At 67.5% G+C, this 17,080-nt stretch carries 17 protein-coding genes; 2 read left to right on the plus strand and 15 right to left on the minus strand.

Annotation, left to right across the window (positions count from 1 at the left end):
- Window positions 1–8: 8 nt before the first annotated feature.
- From N5C18_RS19305 to N5C18_RS19330, 6 genes are all read right to left on the minus strand, one after another.
- Window positions 9–395 (minus strand): hypothetical protein, encoded by a 387-nt coding sequence (locus tag N5C18_RS19305; protein WP_279945439.1) that lies wholly within the window; start codon window positions 393–395, stop codon window positions 9–11.
- 91 nt (window positions 396–486) lie between these two features.
- On the minus strand, window positions 487–2,457 hold the full coding sequence (locus N5C18_RS19310) for a MacB family efflux pump subunit (RefSeq protein WP_279945440.1): 1,971 nt from the start codon (window positions 2,455–2,457) through the stop codon (window positions 487–489).
- Entirely contained in the window at window positions 2,454–3,644 is a 1,191-nt protein-coding gene (locus tag N5C18_RS19315) for an efflux RND transporter periplasmic adaptor subunit (RefSeq protein ID WP_164087404.1), read from the minus strand. The genes N5C18_RS19310 and N5C18_RS19315 overlap by 4 nt, the downstream gene beginning before the upstream one ends.
- A 126-nt stretch (window positions 3,645–3,770) precedes the next feature.
- A complete protein-coding gene (locus N5C18_RS19320; RefSeq protein ID WP_279945441.1) occupies window positions 3,771–4,199 on the minus strand; it encodes a hypothetical protein in 429 nt (142 codons plus the stop codon).
- A 313-nt stretch (window positions 4,200–4,512) separates the two neighbouring features.
- Window positions 4,513–5,862: a HAMP domain-containing sensor histidine kinase gene (locus N5C18_RS19325; protein WP_053450162.1), complete on the minus strand. Its 1,350-nt coding sequence runs from the start codon at window positions 5,860–5,862 to the stop codon at window positions 4,513–4,515.
- Window positions 5,862–6,536 (minus strand): response regulator transcription factor, encoded by a 675-nt coding sequence (locus N5C18_RS19330; RefSeq protein WP_053510310.1) that lies wholly within the window; start codon window positions 6,534–6,536, stop codon window positions 5,862–5,864. Before N5C18_RS19330 ends, N5C18_RS19325 begins: the two co-directional genes overlap by 1 nt.
- A 196-nt stretch (window positions 6,537–6,732) precedes the next feature.
- Between N5C18_RS19330 and N5C18_RS19335 the strand changes: the two genes are divergently transcribed.
- Window positions 6,733–7,014, plus strand: a complete 282-nt coding sequence (locus N5C18_RS19335; protein ID WP_053450161.1) for a hypothetical protein — start codon at window positions 6,733–6,735, stop codon at window positions 7,012–7,014.
- Window positions 7,015–7,068: 54 nt separating this feature from the next.
- Here the strand turns inward: N5C18_RS19335 and N5C18_RS19340 are convergent, their stop codons facing one another.
- Together N5C18_RS19340 and N5C18_RS19345 are read right to left on the minus strand one after the other, a co-directional pair.
- Window positions 7,069–9,210 (minus strand): TonB-dependent receptor, encoded by a 2,142-nt coding sequence (locus N5C18_RS19340; protein WP_279945442.1) that lies wholly within the window; start codon window positions 9,208–9,210, stop codon window positions 7,069–7,071.
- Window positions 9,211–9,285: 75 nt separating this feature from the next.
- A complete protein-coding gene (locus tag N5C18_RS19345) occupies window positions 9,286–9,930 on the minus strand; it encodes a TetR/AcrR family transcriptional regulator (protein WP_053510304.1) in 645 nt (214 codons plus the stop codon).
- 83 nt (window positions 9,931–10,013) lie between these two features.
- Here N5C18_RS19345 and N5C18_RS19350 point away from each other — a divergent pair, with 83 nt between their 5' ends.
- On the plus strand, window positions 10,014–11,546 hold the full coding sequence (locus N5C18_RS19350; protein WP_279945443.1) for an FAD-dependent monooxygenase: 1,533 nt from the start codon (window positions 10,014–10,016) through the stop codon (window positions 11,544–11,546).
- Window positions 11,547–11,591: 45 nt separating this feature from the next.
- On the opposite strand, the gene N5C18_RS19355 is transcribed toward N5C18_RS19350, so the two are convergent.
- From N5C18_RS19355 to N5C18_RS19385, 7 genes are all read right to left on the minus strand, one after another.
- Window positions 11,592–11,837 carry a hypothetical protein gene (locus N5C18_RS19355; RefSeq protein WP_164241868.1) on the minus strand — a complete coding sequence of 82 codons (246 nt, stop codon included), beginning with the start codon at window positions 11,835–11,837 and terminating at the stop codon, window positions 11,592–11,594.
- A gap of 135 nt (window positions 11,838–11,972) precedes the next feature.
- Window positions 11,973–13,676, minus strand: a complete 1,704-nt coding sequence (locus N5C18_RS19360; RefSeq protein WP_053510342.1) for an ATP-binding protein — start codon at window positions 13,674–13,676, stop codon at window positions 11,973–11,975.
- 89 nt (window positions 13,677–13,765) lie between these two features.
- Window positions 13,766–14,014, minus strand: coding sequence for a hypothetical protein (locus N5C18_RS19365; protein WP_049458780.1), 249 nt, complete (start codon window positions 14,012–14,014; stop codon window positions 13,766–13,768).
- A gap of 139 nt (window positions 14,015–14,153) precedes the next feature.
- Complete coding sequence (locus N5C18_RS19370; RefSeq protein ID WP_049458653.1) at window positions 14,154–14,423, minus strand: hypothetical protein; 270 nt, start codon at window positions 14,421–14,423, stop codon at window positions 14,154–14,156.
- 100 nt (window positions 14,424–14,523) lie between these two features.
- The gene (locus tag N5C18_RS19375) at window positions 14,524–15,042 is read right to left on the minus strand and encodes a hypothetical protein (RefSeq protein ID WP_279945444.1); all 519 of its coding nucleotides are present in this window, start codon (window positions 15,040–15,042) and stop codon (window positions 14,524–14,526) included.
- Between the two features lie 183 nt (window positions 15,043–15,225).
- Entirely contained in the window at window positions 15,226–15,702 is a 477-nt protein-coding gene (locus N5C18_RS19380) for a hypothetical protein (RefSeq protein WP_053510300.1), read from the minus strand.
- 92 nt (window positions 15,703–15,794) lie between these two features.
- Complete coding sequence (locus N5C18_RS19385) at window positions 15,795–17,033, minus strand: NADH:flavin oxidoreductase/NADH oxidase family protein (RefSeq protein ID WP_279945445.1); 1,239 nt, start codon at window positions 17,031–17,033, stop codon at window positions 15,795–15,797.
- Window positions 17,034–17,080: the final 47 nt, after the last annotated feature.

The following is a 17,080-nucleotide window of genomic DNA, read 5'->3' on the forward strand; positions in this document are numbered from 1 at the left end:
AGGGCAGGTCAGCGGCAGGGATAGCTGTAGCCATCCGAGCCACGGTAGGTGTCGCTGCGGCGGTCGTAGTTGCCGTAACGGTTCACGCAGTAGTCGGCACGTTCGCGGGTCTCGCGTTCGCGCTTGGCCGCGGCGGCGATCACACCGGCCACGACCGCCGCGCCCACCACGCCCACCACCACGCGCTTGGCCTTGTCGTCATCACGCCGCTCGCGTTCACGTTCGCGTTCGCGGCGCTCCCATTCGTCGCGCTGGCGGTCCTGATAGCCCCGGTCCCAGCCGGAGCGGTAGCCATCGCGGTCCTGTGCATGGGCGTCGCCCGCGTATGGAATCAGCACCAGCAGCTGCAGTGCGGCACCCAGCAGCAACGCTGTACGTCCTGTCTTCTGAAACATCGTTCCGCTCCTGTGCGGCTGTGTCGGTCGTATCAGTACAGCGCGCGGACATTGCGCGAACCTGTAGTCGCTCTTGTGGAATGCGCGTTGTTCAGCGCACCAGCGCCTCCACCGGGTCCAGCTGCGCCGCGCGGCGTGCCGGCAGGAAGCCGAAACCAATGCCGATCAGGCTGCTGCAGGCAAACGCGGCCAGGATCGAAGTGCTCGAGAACACCAGCGAGAAGCCGATATCAGCCAGTGCCAGCACGGCCCCCAGCGCCAGCGCCACGCTGATACCCAGCACGCCACCGAGCAGGCAGACCAGCACCGATTCGATCAGGAACTGCTGCAGGATGTCGCTGCGGCGCGCGCCCACCGCCATGCGCACGCCGATCTCGCGGGTGCGTTCGGTCACCGACACCAGCATGATGTTCATCACCCCGATGCCGCCCACCACCAACGCGATGGCGGCAATGGAGCTGATCATCAGCGTGAGGATGCGGGTGGTCTGCTCGATCGACGTGCGGATCTGCGCGTTGTTGCTCATGTAGAAGTCGCGCCGCCCATGCCGGCGCTCCAGCAGCCGGCCGATGGCGGCCTCCGCCGCCTGCATGCCCACAGTGTCGGACACGCGCACGGTAATGCTGGACACATGGCTCTGCCCCAGCATGCGCGCCATGGCGGTGGTGTAGGGCACCCAGACCTGCAGCAGCGAGGCATCGCCCACGGCGCCGGCCTCCTTCTTCACCACGCCCACCACCCGCACCGGAACGTTGCCGAGCAGCAGGGTCTGGCCGATAGGGTCTTCCTGTGCGGCGAAGAACCGTGCCCGTGTATTGGCGTCGATTACCACCACCTGCTGGTAGCCGGTAATGGCGGGCTGGGCAAAGAAGCGGCCTTGCCCGAGCTTCAGGCCGTGCACGCGGAAATACTGCTCACTCACGCCCTGCATCTGCACGTTGGCCGAGCGGTTGCCGCGCTGGGCGGTGCCACTGCTGGCGACGCCGGGCGTGGCGCTGTCCACGAACGGTTGCGCGGCCAGTGCCGTGCTGTCGCCGGGCGTCAGGGTTTCCACCTGTGCGGCGTGCACATCGCCGAAGCCGGAGCCCGGGTAGACCTCGATGGTGGTGGTGCCCAGCGAGGCGATGTTGGACAGGATGGCCTGGCGTGCGCCGGTGCCCAGGGCGACCACCGATACCACCGAGGCGATGCCGATGATGATGCCGAGCATGGTCAGGAAGGTGCGCATGCGGTGCGCGTTCATTGCGCGCAGGGCCATGCGGAAGGCTTCACCGAAGCGGTCGCGCAGCGCCTGCCAGCCGCTGCCTTCGCTGCGCACCTGCAGGGTGGCTGGGTTGCTGGAGGCCGCCGCTGTCGCGGCAGCGGTAGGGCGATCATCGACGATGCGCCCGTCGCGGATCTCGATGATGCGTTGCGCATGCTCGGCCACGGCCATGTCATGCGTGACCAGCACCACGGTGTGGCCTTCGGCATGCAGTTCGCCGAGGATCTTCATCACTTCCTTGCCGGACTGGGTGTCCAGTGCGCCGGTCGGCTCATCGGCGAAGATCACCGCGCCGCCGTTCATCAGTGCACGCGCGATGGACACGCGCTGCTGCTGCCCGCCGGACAGCTCGCCGGGCAGGTGCTGCATGCGTTCGCCCAGGCCCAGCCGCTGCAACAGCGCCTGGGCGCGGGCATGGCGGTCGGCGCTGGGTTGGCCGGCATAGATGGCCGGCACTTCCACGTTGCCCAGCGCGGTCAGGTCGGTCAGCAGGTGGTAGCGCTGGAAGATGAAGCCGAAGTGCTCGCGGCGTAGCTCGGCCAGTTCGTCCGGCGACATCTGCGCAGTCTCGCGACCGGCAATCTGATACGCGCCGGCCGAGGGCCGGTCCAGGCAGCCCAGGATGTTCATCAGGGTGGATTTGCCCGAGCCGGACTGGCCGACGATGGCCACCAGTTCACCCGCGCGGATGTCCAGGTCGATGCCATCGAGCACGACCAGGGTCTGTTCGCCGGCGGCGAATTCGCGGCGGATGCCGCGCACGCGCAGCAGCGGTGTGTCCTTCTCTGCGCCGGTCATGGCTGTGCGGCGGCGGTGGCGGTGGCATCGCCGGCCTGGGCCAGGACCACCTGCTCGCCTTCCTGCAGGCCACTGCGCACTTCCACGTTGATCTGGTCGTCCAGTCCGGTGGTGATGCGCCGCGGGGCAGGGTGGCCATCCGCGCCGCGGACCTGCACGTTGTAGCTGCCATCGGTGGCGCGCGCACCCAGCGCGGCCGAGGGAATGGTCAGCACGCCCTTGGCACGCCCCAGCACGATGCGCACCTGCGCGGTCATGTAGCTGCGCAGGCGGCCATCGGCGTTGTCCACGTCGAACTGGCCGTTGTAGTACATGGCGGTGCGGCTGGCACCCGCCGACGCCCCTGCCGGACTGAAGCCGGAGGTGTCTTCGTTGGTGATTGACTCCGGTGCCGGCGCGATGTCGCGCAGCGTGCTGCTGTAGCGTCGGCCGCTGTCGCCCAGGATGGTGAAGAACGCCTCCTGTCCCAGCGCGGTGTGCACCACGTCCGCCTCGGAGATTTCGGCGTAGACGGTCATCACGTCCTGGTTGCCGAGCATCACGATGGTCGGTGCGCTCTGTACCGCATTGACGGTCTGGCCCTGCCGCGCGACCACGGCCAGCACGGTGCCATCGGTGGGCGCGGTGATGCGCGTGTAGCCCAGGTTCGTCTGCGCCACATCCACATCGGTCTGCCGCTGCACCACTTCGCCATCGAGTGCGGCGATCTGCTCCCGCGTGGCATTGACCTTGGCCTTTGCCGCATCGTAGTCGGCGCGTGCGACCAGTTGCCTTGAAACCAGTGCCTGCTGGCGTTGAAGGGTCAGCTGGTACTGGCGCAGGTCGGTGGCCAGGGCATCACGGTTCGCGCGGGCGCTGCGCTGGGCGGCCTGCGCGCTCTGCAGCGCATTGCGCTGGGTGCGCGAGTCGATCTCGGCGATGAGGTCACCGGCCTTTACCTTGTCGCCCAGCTTTACATGCAGGGTTTCGATGCGTCCGGAGACCTGCGCGCCCACGCTCACCAGCCGCGAGGGCTTCAGCGTGCCGGTGGCTTCGACCACCTGTTCGATGTTGCCGCGGGTGACCGGCGCTACCTGGAGGTGCGGCGGCGGTGCGGGCCGCAGCCAGGCGAACAGGAGCAGCGCGGTGCAGAGCAGTACGGCGGCAATGATGAGCACGTGGCGACGCTTGCGCGGTACGGCGCTCATCGGCTCAGCATCCAGAAAAGACAGGGCATCGTGGGTCCTCGCGACAGATGGGATGCACGCCGGCGGGCGTGGATGGTCGTCGAGTCTCGATGCGCTGGATTGCGTGAACCTTGCGGCGGTGCGGGCCTATCCGTGTACCGTACCGAGTGCGAGCAGGGCTACCGCAATGAACTGCAGCACGCTGCCGATAGCCAGCAGGACGTGGCGCAGGCGTTGCGATACGCGGTGCAGGCTGCAGAGCTGGCATATCGCGCCAGCCAGCAGCCAGGCTGACGTGATGACGGGCCTCGGACCTGTGGCACCGAGGACGATGACCGGCAAGGTAACGGCCAGCATCATGCCGGCGGCACGCGCGTCCAGCGCCCGGAGGATCGAGGGAACAGGTCGGGATGCTGCCTCGCGCCACACTGCCAGCATGTGCAGCCCCGCATGCAGGGTGACGAACAGCACGATGGCGGCGGCTGTTCCCGGCGCCTGGCGGAATGTTGCAGCCACCAGCGCCATGCCCGGCAGCAGCAGGAACAGTGCGCCGGCCAGGCGTATCAGGGCGTCCACCCGTTCGGGTTCGGCAGGTATCCGCAGCCAGTGCGGCCAGTGCTTGCCGCCACGCCTGCGCCACGTTCGCGCGCGATGATTCCACGCTGCCGCGGTCAGACTGGACGTACAGCCGGGGGGCGGAGTGCGCGTGGTAGACGAAGAGGGATGCGCTCCCTGTGTCACATGCAGGCTTCCTGTCAGACCCGGACGCGGCATCATGAGCAATGCCACGCCTGCAGATGCTGTGCGGCGAACATTGCCGCAACCTTGCGCATCGGCTCCGGCCGCCAGGCGTGGACAGCGGGCAGTCAGCCCCGCAGGTACGCTGCGCTCAGCGCTCCGGTGGCGGCGCGCTGCTGACGCCCGGATGCAGCGGGAACTCGACGCGGATCAATGCGCCGCCGCCGGGTGCATCCAGAATCGTGACGCGGCCGCCATGCCGGTCGATCACCTGCCGCACCAGATTCAACCCCAGCCCGGCACCGGTCTGGCGCGGGCGCAGGCGCTGGAAGGGCTCGAACACGCGCTCGCGCTGGTCGACCGGAATGCCGGGGCCGTCGTCCTCCACTTCCAGGCAGCTGCCCTGCACGCGCACGATGATGTGGCGCCCGCCATGCTCGGCTGCATTCAACACCAGGTTGGAAAGCACGCGCTCGACCGCGCCGGCCTCGCCCAGCACCGGGAAGTTCGGTTCCACCGCGACGGCGACCGTCTTGTCGGACTGGATCAACAGCGGCGCCAGATCGGCCACGACCCGCTTGGCCACGCGGGCCAGGTTGAGCGAGTCCTTCGGTCCATCTTCTTCCATGCGGTGCAGGTCCAGAAGCTGTTCGGCCAGTGTCGCCAGCCGCGCGACTTCCACGGCCAGGCTGCGGGACGTGGCGTCGTCGGTGGCATCGATCTTGACCCGCAGGATCGCGATCGGCGTACGCAGCTCATGGGCGGCGGCGGCGATGAAGCGACGCTGCCGCTCGTGTCCCTCGTCCAGGCGGTCCAGCGCTTCGTTCACCGCCGTCACCAGTGGAGCGATCTCCACCGGTACGGCGGTCTCGGTCAGGCGGATGCCGCGACGGCTGGCGGAAATGTTGCGGGCCTCCTGCGCGATGCGTTCCACACCAGCCAGGGCGCGACGGACGATGATCGGGGTCAGGATGAGGGTGGCCAGGCCCAGTAGCAGGAAGATCGGCAGGGTGATGATGTGTGCGGCCAGCGCCATCTGCCAGGTCAGCGAATCGGTTTCGCCATGGGCCATGATGGTCAGCTTGCCGGCCGGGCCGCTGTGCTGGCGTATCGCCACCGCCAGGCCATCGCTGCGGTCGCGTCCGCGCAGGTCGCCATAGGGAATGCCGTCCAGGGCGCCGACCAGCGAGGCATAGGCGGGTGGAACATGGCCGAAGGTCACATGGTGGCCATGCTCATCCTCGGCGATGAACCACGCGCCGGGAACGATCTTCAGCAGCTCGGCCAGCTCAGGCGTGTGCTCCACATACAGTTCGCCCGTGCTGTCGCGGTGAACGGCCTCGGCGGCCACCGGGGCAAAGGTCTGGATGGTGTAGTAGCCGCCGCTGTCGGCACGCACCAGCACCATCAGCAGCGCAAAGAACGCCACCAGCAACGCAAGCAGCTGGTAGATCAGCGTTTTGACGATCAGCGGGCGCTTCAGGGAGGGGCGTCGCGCCATTACTTCGTTTCCCGCATCAGATAGCCGACACCGCGGATGGCATGGATTTCCACCCCGGCATCGGCGTCGGCCAATTTGCGCCGCAGGCGCGAGACATGCGAGTCGAGCGTGTTGGAATGGATGCCGTCGTCGAAGCCATACACCGCCATTTCGATGGACTCGCGCAGCACGGTGCGGCCCAGCCGGCGGGCGAGGGCGGCCAGCACCCGGATCTCGCGGCGCGGAAGCTCCAGTCGCTGCCCACCTACCGTGGCCTCGCCCGAGGCGGGGTCGAACAGCAGCCGGCCGATACTCACCGGCTCTACCTGCATGCCGCCCGGCCGGCGCCCGGCTGCCCGGATCCGCGCGAACAGTTCCTCCAGCGCGAAGGGCTTGGCCAGGTAGTCGTCGGCCCCTTCATCCAGGCCGGCGATGCGGTCCGGCAACTGTCCCAGCGCACTGAGCACGATGATCGGTACCCCGGGGTTGTGCCCGCGCAGGACCTGAATCAGGCCCAGCCCGTCACCATCGGGCAGGGTGCGGTCCAGCAGCACCAGATCGTGCGACCCGGAAAGCGCCGCTTCGCGGGCCAGTGCCAGCGTGTTGGCCAGGTCCACCACGTAGCGCTCGCGCTGCAGGGCGGACTTCAGGGTGGCAGCCAGTTCGGCTTCGTCTTCGATCAGCAGGATGTGCATCGGCGGGAATCGGGCGGGAAGGGGGCGCAGCGGGACTTCGGCAGGCGCCGGCACCGTATTACAGGAACATTGCGTGAACATGGCGTGGCACCGCAGCAGGAACCCCGCAGTGGTGAGGCCATCTGGCGCAAGGTTGGCGCAATCCGGGCACTCCAGCCTTGGCGCCCGTCTGCTGATCCCCAACCCTGGAGTGCCCATGAAGTTGTACGTTCCGCTGTTGTTCGTTGCCGCGCTGGGCGGCTGTACCACCGCCAGGATGACCGTCACCCCCGATGGCCGCCGTGGCGTGTCCATCGACTGCAGCGGCTCCAGTTCCTGGAGTGGCTGCTACGAGAAGGCCGGGCAGATGTGCCCGGGGGGCTATGTTGTCTTCAGCAAGGACGGCGACGAAGGAAACGCCATCGCGGTGGGCAACAGGAACGGCTTCACCTCCACCCAGATGGCCACCCGCTCGATGCTGGTGTCCTGCTCGCACTGACGCTGGGAGGGGAAGTGGGTTGCCACTTCCCCCGCTGCTCCCTGCAGCACGGCCTCAGAAGCTGTAGGCCGCCTGCACATACACCCGCCGCGGTTCACCCGGGAAATGCCCGTTGCGTTCGATGAAGCCGCTGGCGGCGTACACCTTGTCGAACAGGTTCTTGACGTTGGCCTGGAACTGCCACTGCTTCCACGTGGTCTTCCAGCTCACATCGAACACGGTGTAGGCCTTCACCGTCTGTCCGTCGAGGCTGACGCGTTCTCCGACATGATCCACGCCGAAGCCAATCGCTGAGTTGATCGAGGGCAGGTCATAGCGCGTCCACAGGCCCACTTTGTTGCGTGGTGCGTTGGCGAAGCGGTCGCCCGAGGCATTGGTGATGCCGCCTGGACCGGCATCCTTCACCCGCGCGTCGTTGTAGGCATAGGTCAGATTCAGCACCCAGCGCTCGGTGATGTCGGCCAGCAGGTCCAGTTCCATGCCGGTGCTGCGCACCAGGCCCAGTGCGGCCAGCTGGTTCACCCCGCCGATCACCTCGCCGGTTGCCTGCACGATGTTGCTGCGGTCGATGCGGTAGGCCGCCATGTTCAAGGTCACGCGGTCGGCCAGCAGGGATTTCAGGCCAACCTCCCACTGCCTGCTGCGCTCGGCGTCGAACGGGCCGCCCGCGGCCGGGTTCTGGTTGGCCGCGCTCTGCGGCACGAAGCCACTGGCCACGTTGGCGTATACGTTCAGCCCCTCGCGCACGCTGAAGGTGCTGCCCAGCCGCCAGCTGAGGTCGTTGCCCTCCACGCTGCCGCCACCCAGGCGATCCTCATCCCTGAAGCCGTCCCAGCGCAGCCCGGCCAGCACGTGCCAGCGCGGGCCCAGGGCCAGTTCATCCTGCAGATAGCCGCCGTAGCGCTTGCTGCGCGTGGAGGTGCTGCGCCAGGGCAGGGCGGCCAGGTTGTAGTCATGCCAGGTGCTGGTGCCATAGACCGGGTTGAACAGATCGATGCCGCGCACCGGGCCGGCGCCGCGTGCCAGGTCGGCGCTGTTGGCGGTCTGTGCAGTGAAGTCGGCGTCGAGCTGGTACACATCGGCGCCGAACAACACCTTGTGCTCGATGCGCCCGGTGTTGATCCGCCAGACTGCATTCGCGCTGGCGGTGAACGCCTCGTTGTCACGGATCTGGTTGCGCAGCTGGCGCGTCATCCACTCGGCCACGCCATCGCGGTCACGGTCGATCAGCCCCATCGGCTCGTGGTACATCTGGTGCTCGTTGTTGCTGAACCAGCGTGCGGCAACGTCCACATCAAGAGTGTCGCGCGGCGCGAAACGGTACTGCACCAATGCCACCTTGGCGCGCATGTCGAGGAAGTCGCTGGCCTCGTTGTGGTTCCAGCGGCGGTCGGTCAGGAAGGTCCCGGCATCGTTTACCGGTACACCGCGCAGCCGGTTGCCGCCCAGGTTCTGGGTGATGTCGGTGAACTGCAGCACCAGTTCGCCGGTCTGGCCGACATCGAAGGCCAGCGACGCATCGCCGATCACGCTTTCGCTGTCGGCGTTCCAGCGCACGCCCTGTTCGCTGTCGGCATACAGACCTGTGCGATAGCGAATGCTGCCGGTGGCATTCAGCGGTCCGGTGCCTTCGATCGAACCCGCACGGAAATCCTTGTCGCCGACCTGCAGCTCGATCCGGCGCTCGGCACGGGCCTTCGGCTTGCGCGTCACATAGTTGATGACGCCGCCGGCATCGCCGCCGCCGTACAGCGCACCGGCAGGGCCCTTCAATACCTCCACGCGCTCGATGTTGAACAGCTGCGGTACCGAGAAACCTGCATAGGGATCGCCACGCAGGCCGTCGTACAGCACGTTCTCCTGGCGGAAGCCGCGCAGGGTCACGCCGGCATAGCTGAAGAAGCTGATGCCGCTGATGCTGCGGTACAGGTCGGTCACCTGGCGCGCGGCCTGGTCGTCGATCAGCTCGCGCGGGATCACCTGGATCGACTGCGGGACCAGCTCCAGCGGGGTGTCGGTACGAGTACCAACGGCCGCATCGGTGGCGCGGTAGAGGGTCTGCGCACGGCCGCGGACTTCGACCTTGTCCAGGTCCCTGGGGGCGTCTGCCGGGGTCTCGGCGGCCAGTGCGAAGGAGGTCAGGGAAAGGCCCAGCGCAAGGCACAGGGCGCGCGGCAGAGGAGCGGAAAGGGGCATGGGGGCGAGGTGGGGGTGGCTGCAAATGAGAAAGATTAGCATTTGCAACACTTCGTGACCTATCCCCCGAATGCGCTATGGACGCAGGGCCGGGTCTGTATACGGGGTGCCTGCCAGGGCCACCAGCACCCCGGTGGCGCCACGCACGATCAGCTGCAGCATGGCCTCGCGCGGGTCTTCACCGTGCCGCTGGCTGGCCAGGCCCTTCTCGTAGGCCGCCACCATTGACGCCATCAGCATGCCCGCGCCCAGCCTCGCCTCGGCATCGTCGACGGGTCGGCCGGCAGCATCGGCCATCAGCTGCGCGAGGTCGTTTGTCAGTTGCGCCTGCAGCCTGCGCGCGTGCGCGACAAGCACGGGACTGTCGGCCACGGTCGCCCAGAACGCCGCTGCACCGGCGTTGATCCGCAGCAGCGGATGGCCGCTGTCCAGCAGTTGCCGTACCAGCGACTGGAAGGCGCCCAGCGGGGCCATGTCGTTGCGGGCCAGCATGCCGTCGCGCAGCAAAGCGCGCGCCTCCTCGTCGCGGTCGAAGACCAGGTCTTCCTTGCTGGCGAAGTAGTTGAAGACCGTCTTGCGCGAGACCCCGGCGGCCTCGGCGATCTCGGACATCGACACCGCCTCGAAGCCGCGCCGGATGATCAGCTCGGTGGCGACGTCTGAAATCGCTTGTCGGGTCTCGGCCTTGCGCTGCTCGCGGCGGCCCGGAGGTGGGGTCATCGGAGGTTTACTTGTGGAAACGTACACCGAGTGTAACATTCTGATCGCCAGAGCGCCGGCCCGGTGCTCACGAGGAAGTCCCAATGCTGTACGACGTCGTCATCGCCGGTGCGGGCCCGGTTGGCCTGTTCCTGTCCTGCGAACTGGCCCTGGCGGGCTGTTCGGTGCGGGTGCTGGAACAGGCCGAGTCCCCTGGATCATCCCTGAAACGCTTGCCGCTGGGCCTGCGCGGCTTGAACGCCCCCACCCTGGAGGCGCTGGATCGGCGCGGCCTGCTGGACGCGGTTGCCGCGTCCCAGGTGCTGAAGCCGGACAAGGGCGCACCCCCGCCCGGCACGGCGCACTGGCTGGCGCAACCGCGGCCGTTGGGGGGCCACTTCGCCGGCATTCCGTTCGCGCTGGACAACGTGGACAGCGGGCGCTGGAACTGGCGGCTGCCAACGCCGGTCGGCACGCAGATGGCGATCGAGCTGCAGGCGCTGGAAGCGGTATTGACCGAGCGCGCAGTCGGGCTGGGCGTGCACATCGATCGCGGCTGCGCGGTACAGGCGGTGCAGGTGGAGGAGGATCAGGTCGCTGTGCAGACGACCGCACACGGCACCGTCCACGGCCGCTGGCTGGTCGGCTGCGACGGCGCCCGCAGCACGGTGCGCAAGCAATCGGGTTTCAGCTTCGAAGGAACCGATCCGGAGTTCACCGGCCACTCCCTGCTCGTCGAGCTGGAAGATCCTTCGATGCTCACGCCGGGCCGCCAGTACACGCCGCACGGCATGTGCAATTTCAATCCCCCCGGTGTGCTGGCACTGGCTGATTTCGATGGCGGCGCCGGCCATCGCACGCCGCTGGACCTGCCATCGGCGCAAGCGCTGCTGCGGCGCGTGTCCGGTCGCAATGCAACGATCACCGCGCTGCACCTGGCCACCACCTGGACCGACGCCGCGCGCCAGGCCAGCGCCTACCGCAACGGTCGCGTGCTGCTGGCCGGTGATGCCGCACACATGCATTCACCGTTGGGTGGGCAGGGGCTGAACCTGGGCATCGGCGATGCAATGAACCTGGGCTGGAAGCTGGCGGCCGTGGTCCGTGGCGATGCCGGAGAGGCCTTGCTGGACAGCTATCAGGCCGAGCGGCATCCGATCGGCGCGAAGGTGCTGGACTGGTCGCGCGCGCAGGTGGCGTTGATGCGACCCGGCGCCGGGTCACGCGCATTGGCGGCGGTGATGGCCGATCTGGCCGACACCCGCGATGGCGCGACCTATCTGGCCGAACGGGTCTGGGGGGTGGCGCAGCAGCTGGCGCTGGGCGATGGGCACCCGCTGGTCGGTCGCAGCGTGCCGGACTTCGTGCTGGCCGACGGCCGTCGCACCGGCGAGCTGCTGAGGGCCGGGCAGGGGGCGCTGCTCGTGTTCGATGTGGAATCGTTGCCGTGCAACATCATGGGCGATGCACCACCGCACCCTGTCTGCATGGGATCGGTGCCGGATGAGGCGACGGGCCTGGGCGCGGTTATGGTGCGCCCCGATGGCATCGTCGCCTGGGCCTGCGATGCGGGCGCCGACCCGACCGGATTGGCTCACGCGCTGCAGCGCTGGTTCGGGACGGCGGCCGTCCGCTGACCTGCACGATGGCGGCGCAGCCGATCCGGGCTGCGCCGGCTGCGCTTACAGTTCCTTTTTCTTGCCGCTCAGGTCCAGCGGCTTGTCGCTGCCCTTGCCCTCGCTCGACCAGACCTCCATGCCCTTGTTGCAGCGGCTTTCGCGAGCGGCGACGTCGGGCGGCAGGTCCTTGAGGTGCGGTGATTCCTGACAGGCCGGGTGCATCGCGTTGTCGTCATAGGTGGCACAGGCGCTGAGAGCGGACACGACGATCAAGGCAAGCGTGGCGCGGTACAGGGACGACGGGGTCATGGGGGTTCTCGGAGGGAATGGCGGACTGGCCCTGCGATTCAAATGCGTGACAGCGGGCGCGCGCAATCTACCCAAGCGCACTTGTTATGGTCTAACAAGTGCGCGATAGTCGGCGGTGGCTCGGCGCAGAAACCGCTACACCCGTACCGGCACTGGCGAACGTTGTCGCCCCGTCTCGGTCATCACCGCGGCCAGCTGCTTGAGCGAATAGGGTTTGCGCAGCAGGGTGAAGCCATGCCCCGGGTCGCGTGCCAGCAGTTCGCTGTAGCCGCTGGTCAGGATGATCGGCAGATCCGGAAACTGGCTGCGGACGTTACGCGCCAGGTCCAGCCCGTTGGTGCCGGGCATGACCACGTCGCTGAACATCACGTGGAAGCGCGCAGCGTCCTGTTCCAGCGCCGCCAGCGCTTCGTCCGCGTTGCGTGCCAGCACCACGTTGTAGTCAAGTTCGCGCAGTGCACCCACCGCGAACTCGGCCACATCGACGTTGTCTTCCACCACAAGCACGCACAGTCCGTGACCGTGGACCAGGCCCGGCTGCGGCTGCGCACGGACGATGCTGGCGCCCTCCTGTGCCAACGGAAGGTAGAGCGTGAAGCGCGTGCCGACACCCGCCTCGCTTCTCACATCCACCTCGCCTTCCGACTGCTTTACGAAGCCGAACACCTGGCTGAGCCCGAGGCCGGTGCCGGCGCCCACGCCCTTGGTGGTGAAGAACGGTTCGAAAATGCGATCGACGATCGCCGGATCGATGCCTGCACCGCTGTCGGTCACGCTGATGGCGGCGAACGCGCCCTTCATCGGCGCGGCGAAGCGGATCGATGGCACCGCGGTGACCTGTTCAACATCGATCATCACGCTGCCCTGGCCGTCGATCGCATCGCGTGCATTGACCGCGATGTTGATCAGGGCGGTGTCCAGCTGCGTGCGGTCCAGCAGTACCGGCAGCGGTGTGCCGGGCAGGTTCGCCGACATCGTGATGCGCGCACCGAGCACGGTGCTGATGATGTCCGACAGAGCCTGCACGCTCTCGCAGAGATCGAAGACTTCCGGTGACAGGCTCTGGCGGCGCGAGAATGCCAGCAGCTGCGCGGTGAGCCGGGTTGCCCGGTCCGAGGCGCTGCCGATGGCCTGGACGTAACGCAGGCGCGGATCGTCGCCAGGCCAGGTATGCAGCAGCATGTCCACCGAGCCGGTGATGACCTGCAGCAGGTTGTTGAAATCGTGGGCGACGCCGCCGGTGAGCTGGCCGATGGCCTCCAGCTTCTGCGACTGCCGCAGTTGCTCGCGTGCGCGTACCAGCTCCAGGTGCGCCTCGCGTGCCTGTTCGGTGATGGCGGCAACCTGGCGGCTGTGCATGTCGCGCTCGATCACCCGCTCGGTCTGTTCACTCACCACGCAGAAGATGCCGGCCACCGCGCCGCTGCCCATGCGCAGCGGTGAATAGGAGAACGTCCAGAACGTTTCCCGCAGCGTACCGTCGCGGTCCATCATCAGTGGCAGGTTGTTGAAGCTGCGATGGGTGCCGGCAAACGCATCATCAATGGCCTGCGACACGTCCTGCCAGACGTCTGCCCAGACGGTCTGCAGGCAGTTGCCCATCGCGCCGTGCAGCTTGTCACCCAGCATCGGCAGATAGGCGTCGTTGAAGAAGAACGCTTTTTCATCATGGCCCCACGCGATCCACAGCGGCTCGGGAGAGTCGAGGATCATCGCCAGCAGGGTGCGCAGTTCGGGAGGCGCACTCGCGGCGGCGGCGGAACGGGCCCAATCGCTGTCCTGCAGCAGCCGGTAGGCCAGCTGGTCGGGTGCGGAGACGGAGAGGGGAAAAGGATGCATGGCCGTCGACGCGGAAAGGTGCGGCAGCATAGCCGAGTGCATGTCAGCGCGTCCTGCACAGGCACGCGCGGCATCGGCACATCACATGCTCATACACCCAGCAGCGTGGGGAGCTGCCAATCGGCCACCCGTGCATGGCTGACCTGCTGGTGGCAACCGCAGCGTTCGCAGCGGAACAGGGCGCCCCCCGGCAGCTGCAGCAGGCTGTGTTCGCTGGCCGAAGTGGTTTCGGCGCAGTGCCGGCAGGTGATGGTCAGCGCAGTAATGCGCTCGACGCCGCCGGACAGGTTGAACACTGCCTCGAAGGCGCGGATGACGGGGTGGATCGAGTCGGGCATGGACATCTCGGCAGGGGCGCATGGCGTATCGTTGCCCAAAGGCAGTGACGGCGCGGTCAGCTGTGTGCATGCAGCGGGTCAAGCGGACGCGGCTGTTGCGGCGCCTCTCCCTGGTCGCCGCGATGGTCGGCGCGCCGCATCAGGCGACGCAGATCAGCAGCAGGCTGCACAGCACCAGCATCAGCACGAATACGCGCCGGCTCAGCGCCAGGCAGGCCAGGCACGCCGCCAGGGCCCACGCCGCCAGCAGAGTGCAGGCCAGCAGCCAAATGCCGATCACCAGCAGCGAGCCGCTCGCCAGCGCCGACAGGGCGATGGCCTTGAACAACCCCAGCGCCAGCACGCTGCCGAGCACGCCCGCCTGCAGGGCGATGGCATCGTGGCGGGTGGGGCGGGAGTGGGGGAGCATGGCCGTTCCGGTGCGGGAGACAACAGGGCGTTGTCCACACTCTGTCGAAAACGATATCCACGCAATGTGTTCATGGCGAGGGCTCGGACGTGCCCCCTGTTCATCGATAGCGCTTGTTGCCCCCCTCGGTGATGCAGTACTGCCCCCCGCGAGGACCAGTACAGTTGTAGCGTGCCGAGCAGGGGCAGCTGTACGCACTGGACGAGGATGCGCGGGGCGCCGCCCTGGCGGGCGCAAGGCGCGCTCCGGCAGCGGCTGGCAGCGCGTGCGCGTTGCCGACGGACGGGGCTGATCGATTCCAGCAGCCTGCGCCACTGCACAGCAGACTGGCAGAGATCCAGTGCCCTGAATGACGGTCCGTATCGATGTTTGCCCACCCGCGATCGATCCGGTTGACGATGACGGCCGTACCGCGGCTGACTGTTTCACTGACGGTGCCTTCCGGTTGCAGCCGAACCAACGCGCTGGCCGTGTCCACATAACGGATATCACGCCCGGCCGACTGCGCGGGCGCCACAGCCAGCAGTTGGAGGATGAGCGCCAGCGCGAGCGATACTGTGATCCGGGTGCTGTTCCGGGTCAGAAGGCTCGGGCCTTCCGTGATGGTGGTGCGATCCATGCAATTCCCTTTGCGTGCAGCTGCGCTGCGTCACCTGACGTGTTCAATCGCACAGAACTACCGGTGACTCCGCATGGGCGGGCAACTACCTGACGGTGGAATTCGCAATTTTCCTACGCGTCGGCCGGCTTCCGCCGGATTGCATCCCGTGCGTCCGGCGCTGCACAGCGGCCCGCCAGGCGCTCAGTCGAACTCGCCCTCGGCCGATTCCAGTCGCTTCCGGTACGCCGCGCGATGCTGGTACAGGCGCTGGCATTCGCTCGACCGGTAGATGCGGCTTGCCGGTTCGTTGGCGACCGAATCGCACATCCGCGCGATGTGATTGCTGGCCGCCAGTTCGGTGACGAAGAACACCGCCGTGATGCCGGTGCCCAACAGCACGACGTACAGCAGGCGGCTGAGCCAGCGCGTGCGCTTGCGCTCGAAGTGCTGCTGGAGGGTCAGGTCGAAGCGGATGATGCTGAGCACGATCCAGATGATGGCGACCAGGAAGCACAGCGTGGGCAGCAGCCCGCGCCAGAGGCCGGCCTCGTACACCGTTTCGCTGTAATGGACCGCCGCCCCCGCACCGGCAATGGCAATCGCCAGTGCCCAGTTGCGGCCGAGCGAGAGCAGGTCATCGAGCAGTTTTTCGCGGTTCCTGGTCGGTGCGGCTGCCACGTGGGTTCCTTGTGCCTGCTGTGATCGGGAGCGGATTGCCGCCGATCACGCAGATGGTGGAGCATCGCCGCCGCGATGAGAAGCCTGCCTGTTCAGCGGCTGCCTGCGCGTGCGGCGATCCAGCGCCTGTAGCGACGGGTCCGGCACCTGCCCGCTGCCTGCGCCAGCAGCAGCGCCCACAGCGGTGAGACGCCGGGCGCGGTGGGGCGGCACCGGCTCAGCCGACCCAGCTGGTACTTCACCGCCGCCATGTGTGCGCTGGCCGCCAGCGGCTTGCTGCGCCAATCAATGATGCGCAGCATCGGCCCCGCGTCGTGCCCCTGCTGCCAGTGTTTGGGCAGGTCCGGTTCGATCGCCAGCGCGGTGGCGATGCCCACCATCGCAACACCGCTCTCCAGCACCTGCTCAGCCACCGCGTGGCGGCGGATACCGCCGGTGACCATCAGCGGCATCGTCGCCACTGTGGCGATCTCGCGTGCGAACTCGAGGAAATAGGCTTCGCGTGCGAGGCTGCGTTCATCGCGCGCGGCGCCGGTCATGGCCGGTGCTTCGTAGCTGCCACCGGACAGTTCGACCAGATCCACACCCAGCGGCGCCAGCATCTCCACCACCGCGCGCGCGTCCTCCGGCGAGAAGCCGCCACGCTGGAAGTCGGCGGAATTGAGCTTCACCGCCACCGCGAACGTGGGCGACACCGCAGCGCGCACCCCTTGCACGATCTCAAGCAACAGGCGCGCGCGGTTCTGCAGGCTGCCACCCCAACGGTCCTCGCGGCGGTTGGAGAGCGGTGACAGGAACTGGCTGAGCAGATAGCCGTGTGCGGCGTGGATCTCCACCCCGCTGAAGCCAGCGCGCTCGGCCAGCTCGGCACTGCGGATGAAGCGGGCGATCACCTCTTCGATGTCGGCCCCGGTCATCGCCCGCGGCGGTGCGAACTGGCTGGACAACGCCCCCATCTGCAGCGGCACCGCTGAAGGCGCCAGCGCCGGTTGGCCGAGCGCGGCCGGCATCTGCCGCCCGGGGTGGTTGATCTGCATCCACATCTGCACGCCGCGCGCGCGGGCCGTGTCCGCCCAGGCGATGAAGCGATCAAGATGGCGATCGTCTTCCAGCACCACACCGCCTGGTCCGGTCATGGCACGGCCATCGACCATCACATTGCCGGTGATGATCAGCCCGGCGCCGCCGTCGGCCCAGCGCTGATAAAGGTGCAACAGCGCAGGCGAGGGCGCGTGGTCGGCGTCGGCCATGTTTTCCTCCATCGCGGCCTTGGCGATGCGGTTGTGGATGACGGCGCCCGAAGGCAGGGCCAGCGGCGAGAACAGGGACATCGGACAGCTCCGGGACAGGGGAATGGCGCTACGCTAACCTTCAAGTT

The sequence above is a fragment of the Stenotrophomonas sp. GD03930 genome, assembly GCF_029839665.1.
In the GTDB taxonomy this organism is placed as follows: domain Bacteria; phylum Pseudomonadota; class Gammaproteobacteria; order Xanthomonadales; family Xanthomonadaceae; genus Stenotrophomonas; species Stenotrophomonas forensis.

Excerpts from the sequence above, each read along its gene's own strand:
- N5C18_RS19305 (WP_279945439.1), bottom strand. The coding sequence starts at position 395 with ATGTTTCAGAAGACAGGACGTACAGCGTTGCTGCTGGGTGCCGCACTG.
- N5C18_RS19310 (WP_279945440.1), bottom strand. The coding sequence starts at position 2,457 with ATGACCGGCGCAGAGAAGGACACACCGCTGCTGCGCGTGCGCGGCATC.
- N5C18_RS19315 (WP_164087404.1), bottom strand. The coding sequence starts at position 3,644 with ATGAGCGCCGTACCGCGCAAGCGTCGCCACGTGCTCATCATTGCCGCC.
- N5C18_RS19325 (WP_053450162.1), bottom strand. The coding sequence starts at position 5,862 with ATGGCGCGACGCCCCTCCCTGAAGCGCCCGCTGATCGTCAAAACGCTG.
- N5C18_RS19330 (WP_053510310.1), bottom strand. The coding sequence starts at position 6,536 with ATGCACATCCTGCTGATCGAAGACGAAGCCGAACTGGCTGCCACCCTG.
- N5C18_RS19335 (WP_053450161.1), top strand. The coding sequence starts at position 6,733 with ATGAAGTTGTACGTTCCGCTGTTGTTCGTTGCCGCGCTGGGCGGCTGT.
- N5C18_RS19340 (WP_279945442.1), bottom strand. The coding sequence starts at position 9,210 with ATGCCCCTTTCCGCTCCTCTGCCGCGCGCCCTGTGCCTTGCGCTGGGC.
- N5C18_RS19345 (WP_053510304.1), bottom strand. The coding sequence starts at position 9,930 with ATGACCCCACCTCCGGGCCGCCGCGAGCAGCGCAAGGCCGAGACCCGA.
- N5C18_RS19350 (WP_279945443.1), top strand. The coding sequence starts at position 10,014 with ATGCTGTACGACGTCGTCATCGCCGGTGCGGGCCCGGTTGGCCTGTTC.
- N5C18_RS19355 (WP_164241868.1), bottom strand. The coding sequence starts at position 11,837 with ATGACCCCGTCGTCCCTGTACCGCGCCACGCTTGCCTTGATCGTCGTG.
- N5C18_RS19360 (WP_053510342.1), bottom strand. The coding sequence starts at position 13,676 with ATGCATCCTTTTCCCCTCTCCGTCTCCGCACCCGACCAGCTGGCCTAC.
- N5C18_RS19365 (WP_049458780.1), bottom strand. The coding sequence starts at position 14,014 with ATGCCCGACTCGATCCACCCCGTCATCCGCGCCTTCGAGGCAGTGTTC.
- N5C18_RS19370 (WP_049458653.1), bottom strand. The coding sequence starts at position 14,423 with ATGCTCCCCCACTCCCGCCCCACCCGCCACGATGCCATCGCCCTGCAG.
- N5C18_RS19375 (WP_279945444.1), bottom strand. The coding sequence starts at position 15,042 with ATGGATCGCACCACCATCACGGAAGGCCCGAGCCTTCTGACCCGGAAC.
- N5C18_RS19385 (WP_279945445.1), bottom strand. The coding sequence starts at position 17,033 with ATGTCCCTGTTCTCGCCGCTGGCCCTGCCTTCGGGCGCCGTCATCCAC.